This is a genomic window from Streptomyces sp. NPDC102451, from assembly GCF_044765485.1.
In the GTDB taxonomy this organism is placed as follows: domain Bacteria; phylum Actinomycetota; class Actinomycetes; order Streptomycetales; family Streptomycetaceae; genus Streptomyces.
In genome coordinates, this window is record NZ_JBIWKD010000033.1 from 1 (window position 1) to 20253 (window position 20253).

The 20253-nt window shown below is 67.8% G+C and carries 18 protein-coding genes and 3 pseudogenes; 7 read left to right on the top strand and 14 right to left on the bottom strand.

All coding sequences use genetic code 11. The features are described from left to right. Positions 1 to 253 (bottom strand): transposase (locus tag ACIRD8_RS36790; protein WP_404001842.1); only part of this gene is annotated, 253 nt, incomplete at its 3' end. A 130-nt stretch (positions 254 to 383) separates the two neighbouring features. Between ACIRD8_RS36790 and ACIRD8_RS36795 the strand changes: the two genes are divergently transcribed. Further along, entirely contained in the window at positions 384 to 1487 is a 1104-nt protein-coding gene (locus ACIRD8_RS36795; protein ID WP_404001845.1) for a mandelate racemase/muconate lactonizing enzyme family protein, read from the top strand. Positions 1488 to 2156: 669 nt separating this feature from the next. Here ACIRD8_RS36795 and ACIRD8_RS36800 read toward each other — a convergent pair. Beyond that, positions 2157 to 2972, bottom strand: coding sequence for a helix-turn-helix domain-containing protein (locus ACIRD8_RS36800; protein ID WP_404001848.1), 816 nt, complete (start codon positions 2970 to 2972; stop codon positions 2157 to 2159). Positions 2973 to 3074: 102 nt separating this feature from the next. On the opposite strand from ACIRD8_RS36800, the gene ACIRD8_RS36805 reads away from it, so the two are divergent. The 3 genes from ACIRD8_RS36805 (at position 3075) to ACIRD8_RS36815 (ending at position 6002) form a co-directional block, all read left to right on the top strand. Further along, complete coding sequence (locus ACIRD8_RS36805; protein WP_404001851.1) at positions 3075 to 3908, top strand: SDR family oxidoreductase; 834 nt, start codon at positions 3075 to 3077, stop codon at positions 3906 to 3908. An 80-nt stretch (positions 3909 to 3988) separates the two neighbouring features. Then, complete coding sequence (locus ACIRD8_RS36810) at positions 3989 to 5491, top strand: carboxylesterase/lipase family protein (RefSeq protein WP_404001854.1); 1503 nt, start codon at positions 3989 to 3991, stop codon at positions 5489 to 5491. A 166-nt stretch (positions 5492 to 5657) separates the two neighbouring features. Continuing rightward, entirely contained in the window at positions 5658 to 6002 is a 345-nt protein-coding gene (locus ACIRD8_RS36815) for a hypothetical protein (protein ID WP_404001857.1), read from the top strand. A 208-nt stretch (positions 6003 to 6210) separates the two neighbouring features. On the opposite strand, the gene ACIRD8_RS36820 is transcribed toward ACIRD8_RS36815, so the two are convergent. Then, positions 6211 to 7233, bottom strand: coding sequence for a CE1758 family FMN-dependent luciferase-like monooxygenase (locus ACIRD8_RS36820; RefSeq protein ID WP_404001859.1), 1023 nt, complete (start codon positions 7231 to 7233; stop codon positions 6211 to 6213). Between the two features lie 454 nt (positions 7234 to 7687). Here ACIRD8_RS36820 and ACIRD8_RS36825 point away from each other — a divergent pair, with 454 nt between their 5' ends. Beyond that, positions 7688 to 8128 (top strand): PPOX class F420-dependent oxidoreductase, encoded by a 441-nt coding sequence (locus ACIRD8_RS36825; protein ID WP_404001862.1) that lies wholly within the window; start codon positions 7688 to 7690, stop codon positions 8126 to 8128. Positions 8129 to 8293: 165 nt separating this feature from the next. Here the strand turns inward: ACIRD8_RS36825 and ACIRD8_RS36830 are convergent, their stop codons facing one another. The 5 genes and pseudogenes from ACIRD8_RS36830 to ACIRD8_RS36850 form a co-directional block, all read right to left on the bottom strand. Next, a complete protein-coding gene (locus ACIRD8_RS36830; protein ID WP_404001865.1) occupies positions 8294 to 8737 on the bottom strand; it encodes a DUF6640 family protein in 444 nt (147 codons plus the stop codon). A gap of 133 nt (positions 8738 to 8870) precedes the next feature. Then, positions 8871 to 9386, bottom strand: a complete 516-nt coding sequence (locus ACIRD8_RS36835; protein ID WP_404001868.1) for a YceI family protein — start codon at positions 9384 to 9386, stop codon at positions 8871 to 8873. Between the two features lie 165 nt (positions 9387 to 9551). Further along, a complete protein-coding gene (locus tag ACIRD8_RS36840) occupies positions 9552 to 9980 on the bottom strand; it encodes a hypothetical protein (RefSeq protein ID WP_404001871.1) in 429 nt (142 codons plus the stop codon). A 111-nt stretch (positions 9981 to 10091) separates the two neighbouring features. Further along, positions 10092 to 10721 carry an LUD domain-containing protein gene (locus ACIRD8_RS36845; RefSeq protein ID WP_404001873.1) on the bottom strand — a complete coding sequence of 210 codons (630 nt, stop codon included), beginning with the start codon at positions 10719 to 10721 and terminating at the stop codon, positions 10092 to 10094. A gap of 1019 nt (positions 10722 to 11740) precedes the next feature. Next, positions 11741 to 12352, bottom strand: a pseudogene (locus tag ACIRD8_RS36850) (carboxyl transferase domain-containing protein); the annotation flags it as partial. A 28-nt stretch (positions 12353 to 12380) separates the two neighbouring features. On the opposite strand from ACIRD8_RS36850, the pseudogene ACIRD8_RS36855 reads away from it, so the two are divergent. Both ACIRD8_RS36855 and ACIRD8_RS36860 read left to right on the top strand, forming a co-directional pair. Beyond that, positions 12381 to 12521 (top strand): annotated as a pseudogene (locus tag ACIRD8_RS36855) (FCD domain-containing protein); the annotation flags it as partial. A gap of 197 nt (positions 12522 to 12718) precedes the next feature. Next, positions 12719 to 13330 carry a TetR/AcrR family transcriptional regulator gene (locus ACIRD8_RS36860; protein ID WP_404001876.1) on the top strand — a complete coding sequence of 204 codons (612 nt, stop codon included), beginning with the start codon at positions 12719 to 12721 and terminating at the stop codon, positions 13328 to 13330. A 208-nt stretch (positions 13331 to 13538) separates the two neighbouring features. On the opposite strand, the gene ACIRD8_RS36865 is transcribed toward ACIRD8_RS36860, so the two are convergent. The 6 genes and pseudogenes from ACIRD8_RS36865 to ACIRD8_RS36890 all read right to left on the bottom strand — a co-directional run bounded on the left by ACIRD8_RS36865 (position 13539) and on the right by ACIRD8_RS36890 (position 20247). Beyond that, positions 13539 to 13733, bottom strand: coding sequence for a hypothetical protein (locus ACIRD8_RS36865; protein WP_404001879.1), 195 nt, complete (start codon positions 13731 to 13733; stop codon positions 13539 to 13541). 356 nt (positions 13734 to 14089) lie between these two features. Continuing rightward, positions 14090 to 15370, bottom strand: a complete 1281-nt coding sequence (locus ACIRD8_RS36870) for a GDSL-type esterase/lipase family protein (protein ID WP_404001882.1) — start codon at positions 15368 to 15370, stop codon at positions 14090 to 14092. Positions 15371 to 15500: 130 nt separating this feature from the next. Then, positions 15501 to 16976: pseudogene (locus ACIRD8_RS36875) on the bottom strand (glycoside hydrolase family 30 beta sandwich domain-containing protein); the annotation flags it as partial. Between the two features lie 117 nt (positions 16977 to 17093). Then, the gene (locus ACIRD8_RS36880) at positions 17094 to 17993 is read right to left on the bottom strand and encodes a carbohydrate ABC transporter permease (RefSeq protein WP_404001885.1); all 900 of its coding nucleotides are present in this window, start codon (positions 17991 to 17993) and stop codon (positions 17094 to 17096) included. Further along, positions 17993 to 18949: a carbohydrate ABC transporter permease gene (locus ACIRD8_RS36885; protein ID WP_404001888.1), complete on the bottom strand. Its 957-nt coding sequence runs from the start codon at positions 18947 to 18949 to the stop codon at positions 17993 to 17995. The genes ACIRD8_RS36880 and ACIRD8_RS36885 overlap by 1 nt, the downstream gene beginning before the upstream one ends. Before the next feature lie 5 nt (positions 18950 to 18954). Then, positions 18955 to 20247 (bottom strand): extracellular solute-binding protein, encoded by a 1293-nt coding sequence (locus tag ACIRD8_RS36890; RefSeq protein WP_404001891.1) that lies wholly within the window; start codon positions 20245 to 20247, stop codon positions 18955 to 18957. Positions 20248 to 20253: the final 6 nt, after the last annotated feature.

Sequence of the window (20253 nt, forward strand, 5' to 3'; positions counted from 1 at the left end):
GGCGCCAGAGTCCCGCCTCGGTCCACGCGGTGAACCGCCGGTGTGCCGTCGCGGGCGACACCCCGAACGTCTCCGGCAGATACCGCCAGGCACACCCGCTGGTCAGCACGTACACCACCGCCGCGAACACCGCACGTTCGTCCAGCGGCGCGGTCCCGCCTCCCTGCGGACGGGAGTTGAACGACGGCAGCAACGGGGCGACCAGTTCCCACAGACCATCAGGAACCAGCCGCTGCGACAGATCGGCACCCATGAAGAGACATCATGCCGCAGCTCACACCATCACCACGTGAGACAACCTCTAAGTCGTCCACGCCCGGCACGCGTGGCGCGCTGAACGCGGGATCGGGCAAGCTCGTGCTCACCTTTTTGGAGGTCAGACGATGAGGATCGCCGAAACCCACATCTATCGGCATGGTCTGCCGGTCCGCAACGGCCCCTACCGGATCGGCCATTCAGAAATTCGGACTCTTTCCACGACGCTGGTCAAGCTGGTGGCAGACAACGGACTTGTCGGCTGGGGCGAAACCTGCCCGCTCGGCCCCACCTATGCCGAATCCCACGCCGCCGGGGCCGTGGCGGCACTGAGTGAGATGGCGCCGGGGCTGAACGGCGCCGAGGTGCTGCCCGTACCGCTGCACCGGCGCCTCGACGGCCTGCTCAACGGTCACACCTATGCCAAGGCGGCCATCGACATCGCTGCTCATGACCTTCTGGGTAAGCACCTCGGTATCAGCGTGTCCGATCTTCTGGGCGGCGCGGTGACAGATCACGTGCCGTCCTACTACGCCATCAGTGTCGGCGCGCCGGATGAATCCGCCCGCATCGCAGCGGAGAAACGCGCCGAGGGATGCCAGCGCCTGCAGATCAAGGTCGGTGGGCGGCCGGTCGAGGAAGACATCGAGACCATCCGCAAGGTCTGGGAGGCCATCCGCGGGTCGGGGATGCGGCTGGCGGTCGATGGCAACCGCGCTCTGACCACGCGCGATGCGCTGCGACTCAGCCGGGAATGCCCCGACATCCCCTTCGTCCTGGAACAGCCCTGCAACACCATTGAGGACCTGCGGAAGATCCGCCCGCAGATCAGCCACGGCATCTACATGGACGAGAACGCCACCAGCCTGGATACGGCGATCACCGCCGTCGGCACCGGACTGGTCGACGGCTTCGGCATGAAGATCACCCGAATCGGCGGGCTGCACCCGATGCGCGCGTTCCGCGACCTGTGCGCAGCCCGGAACCTGCCGCATACCTGCGACGACGCCTGGGGCGGAGACATCCTCGCCGCCGCCTGCACCCATATCGGCGCGACGGTGGCACCCGAGCTGCTCGAAGGCGTCTGGATCGCGGCTCCCTACATCGAAGGCCATTACGACCCGGAAAAAGGGATCCGCATCGAAGGCGGCCACATCAAGCGACCGCAAGGCCACGGCCTGGGCATCGTGCCCGATGAAAGCCTTTTCGGCGACCCAGTAGCCTCCTTTTGAAGACAGCACTGGCAAAAGATCGAGCTCTACCAGCTGGATCAACGAGAGGTGAGCGCAGCGACCGAGGCCCGCTTCCGGAGAACCGGCTCGACGAGAGGGACTGAGCGGCGCAGAGTCTTGCCGACCACGTTCGCCCGAGCCCGCTCCTTCGCCGCCAACCGGCGCTTCGGCGCCCCGGGCGCTTTCCGCGCCATGCAGACCGCCCCTGTCTCCGTGCGCATCACCCTCAGCGCCCCGTAATGGGAACCCATCTACTGAACCTATTCCGTCGTTAAGGGCATTCCGAAGGAGCGGTGCTTCCTGGGGATGTTCGAGTGCCGGATCGTGCCATCCAAGGGCAGCCGTGGACGCCCGTCGGCGCCCGCCGGATGCTCGGCAGGGCCGCGGCCCGCGCCGGGTTGGGCAGGGTGCGTCCCCACGCCTTCCGGCACGAGTTCGCCTCAGCGGTCCTCAACGCCGGCGTCGGCAAACCCGACCGCGCGTTGGCCTATGTACGACAGTCAGCTGGTTGGCGCAGTCGAGGCATACGACCACGTCTCGGCCCAAAACGTCGAGGAGTGTCCTGTCGTTCCCGAACTGGTGGGGCGCAACGTCGGACACCTTTGGCAGCCCTGATGGGCGCCCTCCGCCAGTTCGAGCCCGCGTTGTCGTGGGCTGGCCGGTGCGATGTCAAGAAGACGCGTCGAGGGAGGCGAGCAGGGCCAGAGCATCGGCCGAGCGGGTGCCGGGCTCTGCGTGCAGGAGCATCATCTCCAGCCTGCTGGCCCCGACCACCTGGAACTTCTCGACCAGCAGTTCCAGGGAACCGACCTGCGGATGCTGTATCCGGAACATGGCCTCGGCCGCGGAACGCACATCGTGGCGCGCCCACAGTTGACGGAACCGGTCGCTCTTGAGGGACATCTCCCCGATCAGGGCTTGCAGGCGCTCGTCGTCGGTCTGTGTGCCGACGGTGGCGCGCAGGTGGGCCACGGCGACGGCCGTGTAGTGCTCCCAGTCGGCGTGGTACTCCTGGAGTGCCTCGTCGGTGAAGAGGGCGCGCAGCCGGTTCGTCCCGGGCGCCAGTTCCGGTGACAGTGCCCGGGCCAGTCGGTTGGCGGCCAGGACATCGCTGTACTGGTTGAAGACGAACGCGGGCACGTTGAGGGTTGGCAGGAGCATGTCGAGTCCCGGCGGTAGGCGCTCGTCGGGAAGGTCAAGGCCGCGGCGCGGTTTCGGGGCGGCGAGGGACAGCAGGTAGGCCGTGCCCTCCGTATCCAGCTGAAGGACCTGGGCGAGCGCCTCGAGCACCTGGGCCGAGGGGTTGCGGTCGCGGCCCTGCTCCAGGCGCAGGTAGTACTCGGCGCTGATGCCGCCCAGCATGGCGACCTCCTCGCGGCGCAGCCCGGTCACCCGTCGCAGCCCGTGCCCGGGTGGCAGGCCCGCATCGGTGGGGGTGACCTGTTCGCGTCGTGCACGCAGGAAATCTCCGAGGGCATTGTCCACAAGGGCAGGCTATGCGGTCGCAATCGGTTCTGGGTGTCCCTGTCACTACCAGGAACACGGGGGAACTGGCAGGCCTACTTCGCGCAGGTGAAGCTCATGGACATGGCTTTGCAGACGTGGTTCATCACTGGTGTCAACAGCGGGTTCGGACGTGAGCTGGCCGAGCAGCTCCTTTCTCGCGGAGACCGGGTCGCCGGGACTGTCCGGCGGGAGGGCTCGGTCGATGATCTTCGCGACAAGTACGGCGACCGTTACTGGGTCGGCCACCTCGACGTCACCGACCTGCTGCGGGTCCGCGCGGTCATGGACGCCGCCTTCGGTGACCTCGGCCGTATCGACGTCGTCGTGATCAACGCGGGGTACGGCCTGTTCGGAGCCGCCGAAGAGTTCACCGACGAGCAGGTCGTCCACCAGATCACCACCAACCTTCTCGGCTCGATCCAGACGGCGCGGGCCGCGCTGCCACACCTGCGCGCGCAGGGCGGCGGCCGGGTGATCCAGATCTCCTCCGTCGCCGGTCTCGCCGCCCACGCCGGCGCCTCGCTCTACCACGCGAGCAAGTGGGGCGTGGAAGGGTTCACGGAAGCACTCGCCCAGGAAGTCGCACCGTTCGGCATCGAGGTGACCCTCGTCGAGCCCGGCGGAGCGCGGACCTCTTTCACCGGCACCAGCCTCCAGCTCAGCGAGCCTTTGGCCGCCTACGACGGAACTCCGGCCGCGATGGTGCGCGCCTTCCGGCACACCCAGATTCAGGTCCCCGGCGACCCGGTGAAGGTCGCGGCGAAGGTCATCGACAGCGCCGCGCAGAAGCCGGCCCCGATGAGGCTCGTCCTGGGCAGCGACTCCTACCAGGGCGTCACCGCCGCGCTGCGCAAGCGGCTCGCCCAGGTCGAGCCCCAGCAGGCGAGCGCGGCCGAGACCGACGCCGACACCTGAGCACAGCAGCGGCTCGACCGCCCACCACCCGCACCCGTCGACGCACGGCGGGACACCCCCTACCGAGTGGAGCGAACAGCATGGACACGATCGACGCCGAGACGACGGCAGGAACGGTCAGGGGGGAACTGCGGGACGGGATCGCCGCGTTCAAGGGCATCCCGTACGCGGAACCGCCGTTCGGCGCCCATGCGTTCAAGCCGCCCGTGCCGCGCGCCTCCTGGGACGGCGTACGTGACTGCACCGCCTACGGGCCGGGCTGCCCGCAGCCGTCGTCACCCATCTTCGGGGGCCTGAGCACCGGCGAGGACTTCCTGTCGGTCAACGTGTGGGCCCCGGAGGGTGCGACCGGCCTGCCGGTGATGTTCTGGATCCACGGGGGCGGCTTCCTCATGGGCTCCAATGCCGGCTCCGGCTCGGATGGCAATACCTTCGCCCGCGACGGAGTGGTGCTCGTCAGCTGCAACTACCGGCTCGGCGCTTTCGGATTCCTGCACGCCGGTCACCTGGACGACGCCTACGCCGAGGGATCGGGGGCCTGCGGGGTGGCCGACCAGATCGCCGCCCTGCGATGGACCCGCGAGAACATCGCGGCCTTCGGCGGCGACCCGGACAACATCACCGTCTTCGGCTCGTCGGCGGGCGGCACGTTCGTCGGTGAACTCCTCGGCTGCCCCTCCGCACAGGGACTGTTTCAGCAGGCCGTCTGCCAGAGCGCCGCAGCGGCACCGCTGTTCGGCTTCCCCGCGCACTATGCCGAAGCGATCGCCGAGGCCATGCTCGGCAAACTCGGCGTACCCGCCGACGAGCTGCACACCGTCGATGCGGCACGCATCCTGCAGGCGCAGACCGAGTTCATGATCGAGAAGCAGCGCGGTGAGCACCCCGAGTGCGGACGGATGATCCCGTTCGTCCCGCTCACCGGTGGCGACCTGCTTCCGCAGTCCCCGTATCAGGCCCTCGCCGACGGCGTGGGGACGGGCGTCGACCTGGTGATCGGAACCAACCGCGACGAGTGCACCCTGTACGCACTGATGGAGGAAATGGGCGCTGCCGAGACAGGCATGTCTCCCGGGGGCTGGGACGCCGACCCGGCAGTGCAGCAGGCCATCCTTGACGTCTACGAACGGAGCCAGGGAGCGGGTTCTGCGATCTCACCGCAGGTCTCGATGGATACCGACCGTGCCTTCCGCGTCCCCTCACTGCGTATTGCCGACGCCCACCACCGAGCAGGCGGAACGACTCGCGTCTACCAGTTCGCATGGCGCAGTCCCGCCTTTGGCGGACGCGTGGGAGCTTCCCACGGCATCGAAGGTCCGTTCGTGTTCGACGACTTCTCCCTGCCGATCACCAGGACGCTGATCGGCGACGAGACGCCCCAGGACCTGCTCACCGCGATGCACGGCTCCTGGATTTCCTTCGCGGCCACCGGCGACCCCTCCGCCACCGGTGTCATTCCTGCTTGGCCGACCCACAACCCGGATACCCGGCCCACGATGGTGTTCGACACCAGGACCACCGTCGCCGAAGACCCCGACGGTGAGCGTCGCGCCAGCTGGGACGAGATCGACCTGAGTCTCTGACTGCAATCCGGGGCGTATCCACTTCGGTACGGGCAGCACGTGAACGACGGGCTGCCCGGAACTCCGGAAGGATCAGCGGGGCGAAACGCGCCCTATGGCTTCTTCCTGGGGGAGGACCGCAGTCAGCTGGCCGCGTCGAGCAGATGGCACCAGCGATGTCACCAGCATGGCATCAGGCCTGAACAGCTGTGCCGGTGGCGACGTGATCCGGGGCTGCGTGAGCCAGGCGAGCGAGCAGACTGCCGACATCGCACGCACCGCCGTGCTCACCGCGGGAGGGCCCGACACGGCCACCGGCGTAACGATCGACCGGCAATGCGGCTCCAGTCAGCAGGCGATCGCATTCGCCGCTGTCGGACTGATCGCCGGACAGTACGACGTGGTCGTCGCCGGGGCGTGGAGTCGATGTCGCGAGTGCCCCTGGGCTCCGCGAGGGGCGAAGGCAACCCGCTTCCGGAGCGGTATGCAGCCAAGTACGGGCGTCCCAACCAGGGCATCGGCGCGCAGATGATGGCCGAGCGGTGGAGCTTGACGAGGACCCACATCGACGAGTACTCCGTAGCTGCTGTAGTCGCAGCAGTGCGTGTCTGTCCCGATTGCGAGGCGGGGACAGTGTTCTGGGCCTGATCCGGTGAGCAGAACCGTGGCCGTCGGCCGTTCCTCGTACTTCCGGCCGGCGGCCGCCGGGATTGCCGCTCAGGGGTCACAGTGCAGGGCCCTCAGTAGGCTTCGGCGAGTTCTTTCCTCAACACGGGCAGCACCTCGCTACCGACGAGGTCGATCACGTTGTGGATCTTGGACTCGGGCATACCGCCGAAGTCGAAGTCGAACAGGACCCTGCGCAGCGCGCCGAAGTGCTCGGGGAATCTCAGTACCTTCTCGACCACCTGCGCCGGGCTGCCGACTGTCAGGCCGGTGGCGGCCACCTCTTCCTCCATGGAGGCACCGGAGCGGGAGTGGATGGGGTGAGCGTCGTAGTAGGGGCGGTACTCCCGCACAGCGTCCTGCGAGTTCGCATGCACCCAGATCCCGGACCCTGCGCCCACTATGCCGTCCTCGGGCGCACCGTGACCGTGGTGGGCGAAACGCTGGCGGTACAGCGCGGCGGATCGGTCGTAGTGCTCCATCGGCGCGAACATGTTGTTGACGAAGAAGCCGTCGCCGTAGCGCGCCGCCTGTTCGGCGATCTCCGGGGTACGGATGGAGCCGTGCCACACGAACGGCGGAACGCCGCTCAGCGGCCGGGGCACCGATGTGAAGCCCGCCAGCGGCGCACGGTACCGGCCCTCCCAGTTCACGTTCTCCTCGCGCCACAGCCGGCGCAGCAGGGCGTAGTTCTCAACGGTGAGCGCAAGACTGTCGTCGATGTTCTGGCCGAACCAGGGGTAGACGGCCGGCGTGTTGCCGCGGCCGAGCATCAGGTCGACCCGGCCGCTCGAAAGGTGCTGGAGCGTCGCGAAATCCTCGGCGATCTTTACGGGGTCGTTGGTGGTGATGAGCGTTGTGGACGTCGACAGCGTCAGCCGCTTCGTCTGCGCTGCGATGTAGGCCAGGAGTGTCGTGTCGGAGCTGGAGAAGTAGGGCGGGTTGTGATGCTCACCGATCGCGAAGACGTCGAAGCCGGCCTCCTCGGCGTGGACGGCGATCCGCATGAGCGCATGGATCCGCTCATGCTCCGAGACGAGCACACCACTGACGGGGTCTCGCGTGATGTCGCCGATGCTCGATATCCCGAACTCCATTTTCCTACCTCCACTACGGGGACGACTGGTTGTTTCATCTGCTGTCTGGCGAAGTACTGGGCACATGACGTCCAGGGACTCGTGGGTGCCGTTGGCGGGCTCGCTCGCCATCGGGTGTGACGGTGCGAGCGACAGGGACGAACGGCGCTCCGCGCGCCCGGCCGCCACGGGAAGTTCCGGGATCGCGCTGCGCGGTGTCCGTCCTGGCGGCCGACCGACGTCAGCCGATCGGGCCGGGCCCGTTCAGTAGCCAACGGGCGAGGAGCAGCCGTTGGTCCGTTCCGGCCACGGTGTTCCCCCGCTCGCCGGGAGTACGTTCCTGGCGGTGATCCTCACGCCCATTCCGACTAGGCGGGGTATAGTCCGTTTATGTTCCATGGGTGGTGCGGCCTGTTGGCTCAAGGACGGGTTCACACATCGCCTTCTACCGGCACTCGCCTGATCAAGGGAATCCATGAGCGTCTTCACTGACAACGAGCAGACCTACCTCGACAGCCAGCTTCTTGGCCGTCTGGCCACCCTCGCCCCCGACGGAGCGCCTCAGGCCAGGCCGGTGGCTTTCGTCTACAACCGCGAGCTCGACACGATCGATATCGGCGGCCACAACCTCGTCGCCAGCCGGAAGTACCGCAACATCCAGGCCGACCCGCGCGTCTCCCTCGTCATCGACGACCTGGCCTCCACCACGCCCTGGAATCCGCGTGGCATTGAAATCCGTGGAACCGCCGAGCTCCTCGACGCCGAGCCGGCTCAGCCAGGTTTCGACCCGGCGCTGATCCGCATCCATCCCGCCCGCGTACTCGCCTGGGGTCTGGACACCGACCCGTACGAGGCGCCGAACGCCCGCAACGTCACCGCCGGTCCGTCGAGCACCTCCGCTGCTGGTCAGCACTGATACGCAACCAAGCAGCGGTGAGGTCCGCCGTGGCGCGGCCAGCCGAGGTGACCGCGGCACCTGCCATCGCGGACCCGCGCTGCGCGGCCCTGCCCCCAGCATCCGGCCCTGGCCACATCCCCGGCAGACCCGCCGGACAGGCCAGGTCGACCACGTCGGCGTCGCTCACCTTCGGGCATCTTGGTGACGAAGCCGCCGCCGTTCCAAGGCGTATCCCAGTCCCACGAGCGCCAGCGAGGGGAGGGCGACCACGGCTTGCGGGAAGATCTGTTTGCCGGGTGGGTCGACGGCTCGGGAGCCGGGGTACGCGAGTGCGGAGATCTGCGTGACCCAGTACAGCGCGGCGGACACGGCCCCGCTGTCCAGCGCAGCCTTGGCAGCTGCCGTCGAGTCGGCCGGACGCCACAGTTGCAGCATCGTGACTCCGGCCAGTCCGGCGCCCAGGCTCATGGTCTGGGCGTTGTGGAATTTGGCGTGTGGTGGCCAGTTCGGATTGTGGATGTGTGTCTCGTTCCAGTCCGCGATGTAGGGGCCAACTCCGGCGATCACGGCGGGTACCGAGATCAGCACCTTGCCGAGGCTGATACGGCCGGTGACGCGTGTGGCCATGTGCGGGTGCTCCTGTCCTGTCGGTGTCGGGAGGGCCGACTTCCGTGCTGTCGCTGACAGTCGGCCGGCACTCTTCGGTCATTGGCCGATCGCGTGGACGATACGGCGATCGGCTGTCGCCCCGCGCGCTGTCCTAGGCAGAGGCGCGCGTGAACCGGAGCGTCGACGTGACCGTCGTCAGGCCACGCATCATGCCCAGCCGGTTCCAGCCCATGCCGAACTGCTCCCGGTCGACGGTGAACTCGGTCGTGAGCGCGATCGAGTCCGCGCCGGACTCGGTGACCTTCACGGTGGCAGTCTGGGGGCGGCTGACACCGCGGACGGTCAGCTGGCCGTTGACCTCGACGGTGTCGTTGTGACGGTACGCAGCGTCACGGACTGCGAAGACGAGGGTGGGGTGGCGCTCGACGTCGAAGAAGTCGACGCTGCGCAGGTGCTCGTCGCGCTTCTTGTGCTTGGTGTCCAGGGAGGCGGCTTCCAGGGTCACGGAACCGCTGACGGTGCCATCAGAGCGGACCTCGCCCTCACCGGTGACACCCTTGAACTCTCCCTTCACGGTGACCATGCCCCACATCGTCACGTGGCTGACGGCGATGACGGAGCGGGTGGTGTCGAGGTGCCACAGGCCGGTTTCAACAGCGGCGGTCATGGGACTTCTCCTTGATCGGTACGTACCACTGGATGGGTGATCAATTTCGATGGCTGCGCGTCGAACGGGCCTGGCAGTCCGGTGGTGCTTGCTCGGGCCGGATGCGGCTGGCCGGCCATTCGAGCCGGCCAGCCGCATCCTCAGTAAGTGGGCAGTGCCGTCGGCTCAGGGGATGCTCAGGCCGACCGTGTAGTCGCCGCTGCCCTTGGTCGCCACCACTTCGATCCGGTAGGCGCCGGGGTCGCGGACCTCGTAGGAGAGCGTCTTGATGTCTTCCGCGCCCGAGGAGGTCGCGACGGTTTCGAGACCGTCGGTTCCGAAGTGCCTGAGCACGAGGTCGAAGTCCGCGCCGTCAGGCCCGTCCAGGCATGTGCTGATCGTGCCGGCCTGGGCGGCGATGAAGTAGTTCCACGGGATAGCGGTACTGCCCTCCACCACTCGGCCGGACACGGTGAATTCGTGGTCCGTGCAGTCGGTCGCTGCTGCGGCCGAAGGGGCGGTGGCTGTCTGCGCGGCGATGGCCGGCGAGGCGGTTGCCAGGCATGCGGTGACCACGGCGGCACCAGCAGCCGCGATCAGTCGGTGACGTATCACGAGATCCTCTCCACAACGGTTGAAGAGCTTCACTTGGGATGTGCGAACGTCCAGGAATGCACGGATGGTTACGCTGGGCGGCGTCGCCCGGGTGAGGATTGCCTGCGGGTATCAGAACCCGACGTTCTGACGGATCAGCACGAGGTGGATGCGGCCGGGCTGCTCCTGCCGGATCTCCAGGAGCTTGCCGATGTAGCTGCGCTGCCCGTACGCGGCCTGCGCCCGGACGTCCTCCAGCTTGAGACTGTGCTCCACGACTCGTTCGCGAGCAGCCTCCAGGCTGGGGACGAGCTTCTGCGTGCCGGCCACCAGGATGACGTTCGGGGCGTCCCACACGTAGGCGGCGAGCTGGCTGCCGGTGGCCGAGGCGATGACCAGGGTGCCGTCGGCGGTGATGGCGTGGACGCTGCCGAGGGCGTACTCGGCCTGCCCGGCGATGGCCTTCATCTCCTGCTGCTGGGTCTGGAAGTTCAGCGTCATCATCTTGTTGCGGGCGGAGACGTACGGGCCGTCCGGGTCGTTGATGGCCGCTTCGATGCCGGACTCCTGCAGCGTGGCCGAGGTGTTGGTCATCACCGGGGAACCGTGCGGGATCCGCTTCAGCACGCTCTGGCGGGCGGACTCGAAGTCGTCGACGACTTCCACGCTGAAGCCGTGCTCCTCGAGCGCGGCCACGGTCGCGGTAAGGGTCTGCTCGTCCGGCAGCGTCGTGAAACGAGCTTCGCCGTCGATCGCGGTCATGGGTTTCTCCCTCATTGAGTGGGCTCGACAGAGCCGCGGACACGGTTCTGCCCGTTGGGCGACAGGAGCGGGGAACCATCCAGTCGACGTAAACGGACTTTACCCCACTTAGTGTGGGCGGGCAACGGCGGCGGGCTGACGCGCAGCACGAAGAACGCACCACACATCACGAACGTTCAGCGGCTTAGAGGGCCTGAACAGGGGTTTTACGCCGCCTCGGCGGCCGCTATGTCGGCGCACCACAGATGGGGCGGCCCGCGCTGACGATGGTGCAGGCCACACGGCGCCCAGTCGTTCGAGGTGACGCACGCCGGGCCTGCCAAAGCTGGCCCAGGCGTCGTAGGGACCGGCAGGCCGGAACCGGTACCACCGGCGAGCATGCAGAAGCTGTCAGGCTGCCCCCTCCGGCCGGCAGCGCAGCCCGGACAGCCCGCGACTGATGACTTCTTGCGTTGAGGGCCGCTTGGCCGGCGCCGATGCGGCTACGCTGCCTGGTCGCGATGCCCGCGTTGTTCCACCCGCGGGCGGATCGGAGTGTCAGGGCGGAGCCCGAGGTCCGGGAGTCCACTGCAGGGCTCACCCGGAAAGCCGCCAAGGGGCTTCGCGATCGACGTGACCGGGCAGCTCGGGCCGCAATCGAGGGAGCGATGCGCGCGATCGCTCGTCACGCGAAAGCGGCGCCAACACCTTGCGGACGAGCAGCGAACGAACCGACCTGGCGGTCTGCTCGAACTTCGCGCAGTAGGCCGTCCGGGCTGTAGGTTCCGCAGTTTCGCGGGCATTGCCGGGTGATCATGAGCATTGGTGACGTTCAGTAGCGATCAGTTCATGGCCTCACAGCGTCCGAAGCAGAGGCGGCTCATGAGCTGGTTGTGGATCCGAGGGTTGTTACCGGCGGAGCAGATCAGGGCGGCGGCCCAGGGCCCGCCAGGACGGCCCATCCTGTCGGGCCCTGAGCCGCCGCCCGCGTTGCCGCGTCTCGCGAAATTCCCTTGTTCGGGTGAGTCGGTCGTGGGAGGTCAAACACCAACGATTCCTCGTACGACACCGAGGCCCGTCAAGTCCTGTGGTCTGAGTCGCAGTTCGTCCGCCGTCGTCCGCAGGCCGGAGGCCGGGCGTTTGAGGATCGCGGCGGCGAGCTCGGGTGCGATGACGGAGAAGTAGCTGGATGGGGTGGCCCAGGTGTTGTCGGGTGCCGCGAGTGCCAGGGCGCCGCCCGAGCCGCCCTCGCCGATCAGCAGCGTGGTCACCGGGGTGCGGGCCGTGGCGACAGCTGTGAAGAGTTCGACGATGGCGGGGCCTGCACCGGCCGCTTCCGCCGCCGCGTCGTTGGCGGCGCCCGGGGTGTCCACGAGGGTCAGGACCGGAATGTCGAGCCGGTCGGCGAGGCGGATGAGACGGGCCGCGGTGCGGTAGCCGGAGGGGCGGGTCGCGGTGCCGCACTGGGCGGCGTACGCGATCGTGCGCCCGTCGTGCAGCCCGAAGCCGCACAGCATGCCCGGGTCGCGGCCGCCGCAGCGGTCGCCGGAGACGGTGGTGCGCTCGGTGAAGTACGCGTCCAAGTAGGCCTGCGCCCGCGGGCGTCTGCGGTTGCGGGCCGCCTCGACTGCGTCCCAGCCGGACTCCGGGAGCGTCATGTCGCCCTGCGCGGCCTCCAAGTCGTTCGCCCAGCACAAGGCCATCCTCGAGAAGATCGAAGCAGGCAACGGCCGGGCAGCCGCCGCGGCGATGCGCCGCCATGTACGGACGGTCGCGAAGGTCGGGCTCCTCGACTGGGATCCAGAGAGCGACGAAGGCTGAGGCGGCCCGCCCCGACAAACCGGAGCGCGGACCGGTCATCCCTATCGTCCAGGCCGCCCCGGACCAGGGCAGTCGGAACATCCGAGCGGCGGCTCACTCCAAACGTCGGCGGCAGATACCGGCCCGGTCAGCGCGGACACCACTGCGTGAAACCGGACTATACCCCACTTTGAGGCATGACTGTTAGGATCACCGCTATGAACGGGCTACAGGTGAGCTGGGGAGCGCCGCGGCCGGAGCGGGCGGACGCGGCCCGCAATCGCGCCCACCTCCTGGCCACTGCCCGCCAAATGCTGGCCGAGTCCGGCCCCGACCAGCTGACGATGGATGCCCTGGCCGAGCGGTCGGGCCTGGGCAAGGGCACCGTATTTCGGCGCTTCGGCACTCGGGCGGGGATCTTCCAGGCGCTGCTCGATGAGATCGAGCGAGGCTTGCAGGAGCGGGTACTGTCCGGGCCACCGCCGCTCGGCCCCGGTGCGCCGCCAGTCGACCGGCTGGTTGCTTACGGCCGGGCGCGGGTGCGCTTGCTGATCGAGAACACGGAGATCGCCAGATTTGCGCTCGATGGTCGTCAGCCTCTCCCGAGCAGTCCCCAGACACCGGCGTCACAGATGCACGTCCGCATGCTCCTGCGTCAGTTGAACTTGGGCGGCGCGGACCTCGACCTGCTCGCTATCCAGCTCACCGCGGCGCTCGACGGGCCGCTCCTGCTGTACCTTTCCGCCGACGCCCTGACGAGTGGCCCTCAGATCGAAGAGAGCTTGGGCTCGGCCTGGCAGGACCTGGTCGAACGGGTATGCAGGCCCTGATGCACAGACGCGGCCATGCCGACCGGGCTGGTTTCTGGGGATGCCCCTAACCACGTTACGAAGAGCGTTGCCGGGAGTTCCGGCGCTCCCGCCCTATTGGCCGATCTATCTGCGCCTCCCGACCCGGTGACACCACCCCTGGGTCATGGATTGGCTCGCGCGCCAGCAGCAAGCGGACTGCCCCGTCAGCTCGGGGCGTTCCCGCAGGTCACGCTGCACCGGCCTGCTCGGCTCCGGTGGTGTTGTTGACGTTCACCGTCCGTTCGCGTCCGTTGTCGCTGGTGCCGCTCGCCGGCGGCGTCATCGGGTCAGGGACTAACCCGCCACCGGTCGGAACCTTACCCGCGGGGTAGTTCGTGAGATGCGCGTTTTCACCCTGGTACACCGTCGTGTGGTTCTTCACGACCTGGTAGCCACACGTCCCCGGGTCACCCTTGTCAGCGTGTCCAGGTGTATGTCGATGCCACCTCAGGGAGGCAAGCGCAGCGACGCACCCTCAGGAACATGACGCCCGCACCCCTCCTGAATCCACCGAGGCAGCCAGCGGCACCCACTGGGAGGGCGGCCCGCGGCAACCATGCGAGACGCCCCCCCATGCGGCCGAGCACGCTGACGCCTCCTGTACTACGACGCCAGACTGACGAGGATCAGTTGCCCGCAGGCATCGCCCCAGGGCAGTGACACCACAAGCCCTTCCGCTCACACCAAGAACTGCCCCTTCACATACGGGCCCGGCGCCGACTGCAGAACGGTTGGCTGTCAGTGCCTTGCCGAACCGGTCACCATGGGCAGCCCGACGAAGTCGGCGAGCGCCTGCTGTCCCGCGACGTTCACGTGCACTCCGTCGCCGGTGTCGTAGGCGGGGTTGATGCTGTTCGGCTTCACCGGGTCCTTCAGCACCTGGTCGAAGTCGAGAACACCGTCGCACATGCCGGAGCAGTCACCGCCCTTGCGTACGAACTCCGCCACGGCATGACGTGCCCGGTTGGCGGTGTCGCTGTAGCCGGGGCGCGGGGTGATCGGGGTGACATACACCTTGACCCCGGCCTTGTGGAGCCGCTTGAACGTTTCGCGGTAGCTCGAAATCACCTGATCGGCGTCGCAGCCGGCCGCGAGGTCGTTGGTGCCGTAGTAGAAGAGGACACCCCTGACCCCGTTCAGGGAGAGCACGTCTCGCTCAAGGCGAGCCAACGAGTCGAATCCTTGGAAGTACGGTGATGTTCCGGGGCAGTTGGCGTAGCTGGTGGTGCCGATGATGCCAGCGTTGGCGACGGCGAACTGGCGGTTGGCGGGCAGCTCCTTGTGGATGCGCCGCGCCAGGATGTCCGTCCACCGCTGGTTGTTGCCCAGTTCGGTGCAGCCGGGGCCGCAGTTCGTGCTGCCGGTACCGTCCACGACGGAGCTGCCGTACGCGACGAGGGTGCCCTTCAGGTTCTTGTTGCGTACGTCGACCGCGCTGACGAGATAGGTGGACTCGACCTTCTCGGTGTACGCGTCCGCACCGGCATCCGACGTCCGGTCGCCGGAGCCCGGCGCGGACAGGTAGTTGGTGCGGAACGCGGCATCGTGGCGGCTGGCGCTCGCCTCACCTGACGCCGACAGCGATACGGCCACATCATCGCCCGCGGCGGACCGCAGGGAGACCGGGTCGCTCCACGCCTCGCCGCCCGCCGGTACGACGATGCCGCTCTTGCCGTGGAACCGGACGGCTTGGGGCTTGCCTTCCAGCGTGGCGCTCTTGCCGTCGCTCGGGGCGACGGTGGCCGCGTCGATGACGAGCGGGGTCTTGCCGAGGGTGTTCTGCACGCGGATGCGCAGTGCGTCGCCGCCCTGGCTGAGGTGGCTGATCATGCGGACGGACTGGTCGCGCAACGGGTCCGGGGCCAGGCTGTGCGGCGGGCTGGCCCATGCGGTGTGCCACCCCGCCCGCGCGGGTATCTGGGCCGGGGCTGCTGGGGATTTCTGCGTGCCCGCGACCGCGACACCCGCCGTGCAGGTGAGGGCGGCCGCAAGGATGAGAGCTGACGTAGCACGGAACATGACACTCCTATGAAGTGACGCAGGCGATGCATGGGGGCGGAGCCCGCCCGTCCGGAGCCAGGCGCTGCGGTGGGAGGCCGGCGCCTGACGGTTACCGGACGGGCGGGCTCCGCCAGGGGGTTCAGGGCTGCCAGGTGAAGGTCGCCACCGCGCCCGCGGGCAGTGTGTACGTCAGCGAGCGGCCCGCATCGGTGATCGAGAACTTCTGAGCGGCCGAACCGGTGTTGACGGCGTACACGACGCGTTCGCCGTCCGGGTTCTGGAAGGCGACGTTCTGGACGGTGCCGGCCGTGGTGGAGCCGATGCGGGTCGCGCCCACGTCCACGAACTTCGCGAGGTGGCCGAGGGTGTAGTACTCGGCGTTGCGCTTGACGGTGCTGCCGGCGATCTCGACGACGCCGTTGCAGCGGGTGCCGCAGTGGCCCTGGTGCGGGCCGCCGTTCTGGTCGAGGGCGAGGTTCCAGTTGATGACCGTCTCGCCGCCTGCGCGCATGTTCCGCACGACCAGGTTCTCGGCGTGCCACTTGAGGGTGTCCTTGAACGTGTTGGCGGTGTCCGCCGAGTCCGTTCCGGAGCATTCCGTGAAGAACACCCGCTTGCCGGCGTCACGGATCTGCTGCTGTCCCTCCGGGGAGCCGCCGTAGCAGTGGAAGGCCGCGCCGATCAGCCGGGAAATGCCGGACGTCTTGCTGAACACGTCGAGCGGATAGTTCGGGTGGTCCCAGTTGTGGTCGTAGGCGAGCAGGTTGGTGCCCAGGCCGCCCGCGGTGAGGGTCTTGTCGAAGACCTTCAGGAAATCGGCCTGTTCACCCGAGGTCATGCCCATCGAGGGGTAGCTCGTCTCGAACTCGGGCTCGTTCTGGACGCTGAGGTCGGTCAGCTTGATTCCCTCGGCGCTGTACGCCTTGATCGTCTTGACGAGGTAGTCGGCGTAGTCCTGGTAGTGGGCGGGGTCGAGCTTGCCGCCGTTGAGGTTGTTGCTGGTCTTCATCCAGGCGGGCGCCGACCAGGGGGTGCCCATGAAGCGGATCGAGGAGTTGACCGCCTGGGCCTGCTTGATGACCGGGATGGTCTCCTTCTTGTCCCTGGCGATCGAGAAGGACCCCTTGGTGTCCTCGTACGTGGTGAAGCCGGGGTCGGCGTTGAAGTCGCTGCTGCCGAGCGGCTGGCGCAGGTAGTTCAGCCCGATGCCGTCCCCGCTGCGCGAGAAGAGCGAGGTGAGCAGGGAGTTTCTCGTCGCGGACGGGAGTTGCTGGATGAGGTGGGCGGAGGCCTCGGTCACCGAGGCGCCCGCTCCAGTGAACCGCTGCCCGGTGGCGGAGGGGTTGATCGCCACGTTCGCCGGCTGCTGGCTGCCCGTGAACGGTGTGCTGCCGGCGTCCTTGAGCTTGCTGGTGCCGTCCGCCGTGGTGATCCAGACGTGGGCGGAGTCGGCGGCTGCGGACTTCGGGCCGTTGTGGCGACCGTGTCCGCCCTGGCCGGCGTGGCCTGCGTTCGTGCTTCCTGCTCCGTGGGCGGTGCCCGTGCCGGCGAGGGCGAGGGCGGCGACCAGGACGGCTGCCTTCATCGCATTCGTCCGTGTGTGACGTGGTGCGCTTGCCTTCATCGTGCGGCTCCTTCGATGGCGTTCGAACGCTTACGGGTTGTGCCACGACCTCCTCTCTCTGTGAGATGACCGGCCTGCGGTGGACCGGCTCCGGCTGCGTGAGATGGGTGTGTCGGGCTATTTGAGGCCGGTGGTCGCGATGCCCGCGATGAAGTGGCGCTGGAACAGCAGGAACACCACGACCATCGGGGTGAGGACGACGAGTGCTCCCGCGAGCAGCACGCCGAAGCGGGTGAAGTCCTGGCCGCTGGAGATCAGGGCGAGACCGACGGGCAGGGTGTACTGCTCCTCGTTTTGTGCGACGACCAGCGGCCACAGGAAGTTGTTCCACGAGCCCAGGAAGCTGAAGATCCCGAGCGCGGCCAGGGCGGGCTTGGTCAGCGGCAGGATCACTCGCCAGAAGATCGCCAGTTCTCCGCAGCCGTCCACGCGGGCTGCGTCGATCAGTTCGTCCGGCAGCGTCTGCATGAACTGCCGCATCAGGAACACCCCGAAGGGCGTGGCGAGGAACGGCAGGATCAGGCCGAGCAGGGAGTCCGTCATGCCGAGGTTGGTCATCAGCACGTACAGCGGTACGAATGTGACGAGCGCGGGCACCATCAGGGTGGAGATGACCAGGACGAACACGGCCTGCCTGCCGCGGAATTCGAGCTTGGCCAGGGCGTAGCCGAGCATCGAGCAGAACACCAGGTTGCCTGCGGTGACGGCGGCGGCGACCGCCACCGAGTTCACGAACATCGCCAGGAAGTCCAGCTTCCCGAAGAGCTCCGAGTAGTTGACGGCCGTCAGGTTCGACGGGATCAGGGTCGGTGGCACCCGGCGGATCTCCGCCTCCGGCTTGAGGGAGCCGGACAGCATCCACAGGAACGGCACCACCATCAAGACCAGGGCTCCCGACAGCGGCAGATACAGCCAGGGAGTGCCCCACTTCTCTCTGCGGCGCCGCTTCCTGCGTACGGCCGCAGGGATGGTCGATGGGCCGGCCGAGGGGACCTCAATGTTGTCGGTGGCGGTCATCACTTGTCGTCCTTCAGCAAGCGGAACTGCAGGGCGGTGAGCGCCGCGATCAGTATGAAGACGACGTAGCCCGCGGCGGCGGCGAGGTCGTAGTTGCCGAAGCCGAACTGCCGGTAGGCGTAGAACGTCGCCGACACGGTTGAGTCCAGCGGGCCGCCCTGGGTCATCACGAACGGCTCGTCGAAGAACTGCAGATACCAGATGCCGAGCATCACCGAGGTCAGCAGCATGGCCGGTCGCAGCAGCGGCAGGACGATGTGCCAGAACCGCTTCCAGGGTCCGGCGCCGTCCAGTTCGGCGGCCTCGATCAGGGAGTTCGGGATGGACTGCAGACCGGCCAGCATGATCACCATGACGGTGCCCAGGTTCCGCCAGACCGCCATCGCGATCATCACGGGCAGCGCGGTGCGGGTGTCGGCCAGCCACGCGGGCCCGTCGATCCCGAACCAGGCAAGCACCGTGTTCACCAGTCCGGCCCGTGGTTCGAGCAGCGTCTTCCAGATGACGGCGACCGCGACCACGCTGGTGACCACCGGCAGGTAGAAGCCCACCCGGAACACCGACCGGAATCGGCGGATGCCGCGGTCGAGGAACACGGCGACCGCGAGGCCGGCTGCGAGGGTCAGCGGCAGTCCCACGAGCACGAAGATCGCGGTATTGCCGAGGGCTTTGAGGAAGACCGGGTCCTCGAACAGCTTGACGAAGTTGTCCAGCCCCACGAACCCGACCGCGAGCGGAGTGCGCAGATCGGCGCTCTTGGTGTCGGTCAGGCTCATCACCAGGGACCACGCCAGCGGCAGCAGCATGAAGGCGAGGAACAGCATCAGGAACGGTGCGGCGAGCAGCCAGGCCGTGGGTGCCTGGCGCCCGCGCGCCGTCGCACGCCGCCCGCCCGCCGCCTTTGACGGTACGGGGGGTGTGGTGCGTGCCCGTTCACGCGTGGGCAGGAGGGCCATGCCGGTCAGCGCCCCGCTCCGACGCTCGTTGCCTTCTCCTGCAGCGTCTTTTGCACCTGCTCGGGCGTGGCCTTGCCGAAGGCCAGCTTCTCCAGCTCCTTGTCGATCACCTCGGCGATCTGCTGCCAGGTGGTGATGGCCGGGGGCGCCTTGGTGACCTCCAGCTGCTCGGCGAAGGCCTTGAGCTTCTCGTCACCGGCCAGCCTCTTGTCCTTCCAGGCCCCCTTCGCGGCCGGCAGCTGGTTGGTGGCCTCGCCAAAGGTGGCCAGGTTCTTCGGCTCGCTCAGGAACTTGATGAACTTCCAGGCCGCGTCGGAGTTCTTTGCCTCCTTGAACACGGACAGCTCGATACCGCCCGCAAGGCCCGCGCTCTGCTTGCCCTTGGGCAGCGGCATGGTGGCCCACTTACTGTCCAGCTCGGGCGAGTTGCGGTGCAGGTTGGCGCCGATGCTCGTGGACTGCTGCAGCGCGCCGAGCACACCGTCGGTGAAGCCCTGCGCCTGGTCCGACTTGTCGGTCGGGGCCATGCCCTCCTCGAAGAACCGCGCGTAGTACTCGAGCGCCTCCTTTACCTCGGGCGAATCGAAGGTGAACTTCTTCGTCTGCGGGTCGTAGATGTCGCCGTCTGCCTGCCAGACCAGCGGCAGCCAGAACAGCCAGGCGTTGAAGCCGGTCTGCAGGCCGAAGGAGCTGCGCAGCTTGGGGTTGTCCTTCTTGGCGGTGGCCTGGAGCTTCTTCATGTCCTGGTAGAAGGTGTCCCAGTCGGCGCCCGGGGTGCCGTCGAGACCTGCGTTCTTCAGCGCGTCCGTGCGGTAGTAGACGACGGACGTGTCGCCGGTGAAGGGCACGCCGTAGGAGGTGCCCTTGTAGAGGGTGGTGTCCCACTGGCCGTCGAAGAAGTCCCCGGCCTGGAACGCCTTGGGCGTGGCCTGCAGGCCCTTCATGGAGGCGAATTCGGAGAGCCAGGTGGAGCCGATCTGCGCCAGGTCCGGGGTGTTGCCGCCGGCGATGGCGGTGGTCAGCTTCTCGTGTGCGGCGTCCCAGGGCACTGCCGTGATGCGGACGTCGACGTCCGGGTTCTGCTTCTCGAACTCGGCGGCCAGGGCTTTGAGGGATTTCGCCTCCGTCTCGTCGTCGCCCATCTTCCACATCGTGACCTTGCCCTTGGCGGGGCCGTCTCCGAGGCTGGCGGGCGCGTCCTTGCCGCCGGCGCCTTCATCGCCGCGGCCGCATCCGGTGGCGAGCAGGGCGACGGCAACGCCCGCCGCGATCACTGTGGTGCGCTTGAAGTGGCGCATGGTGTC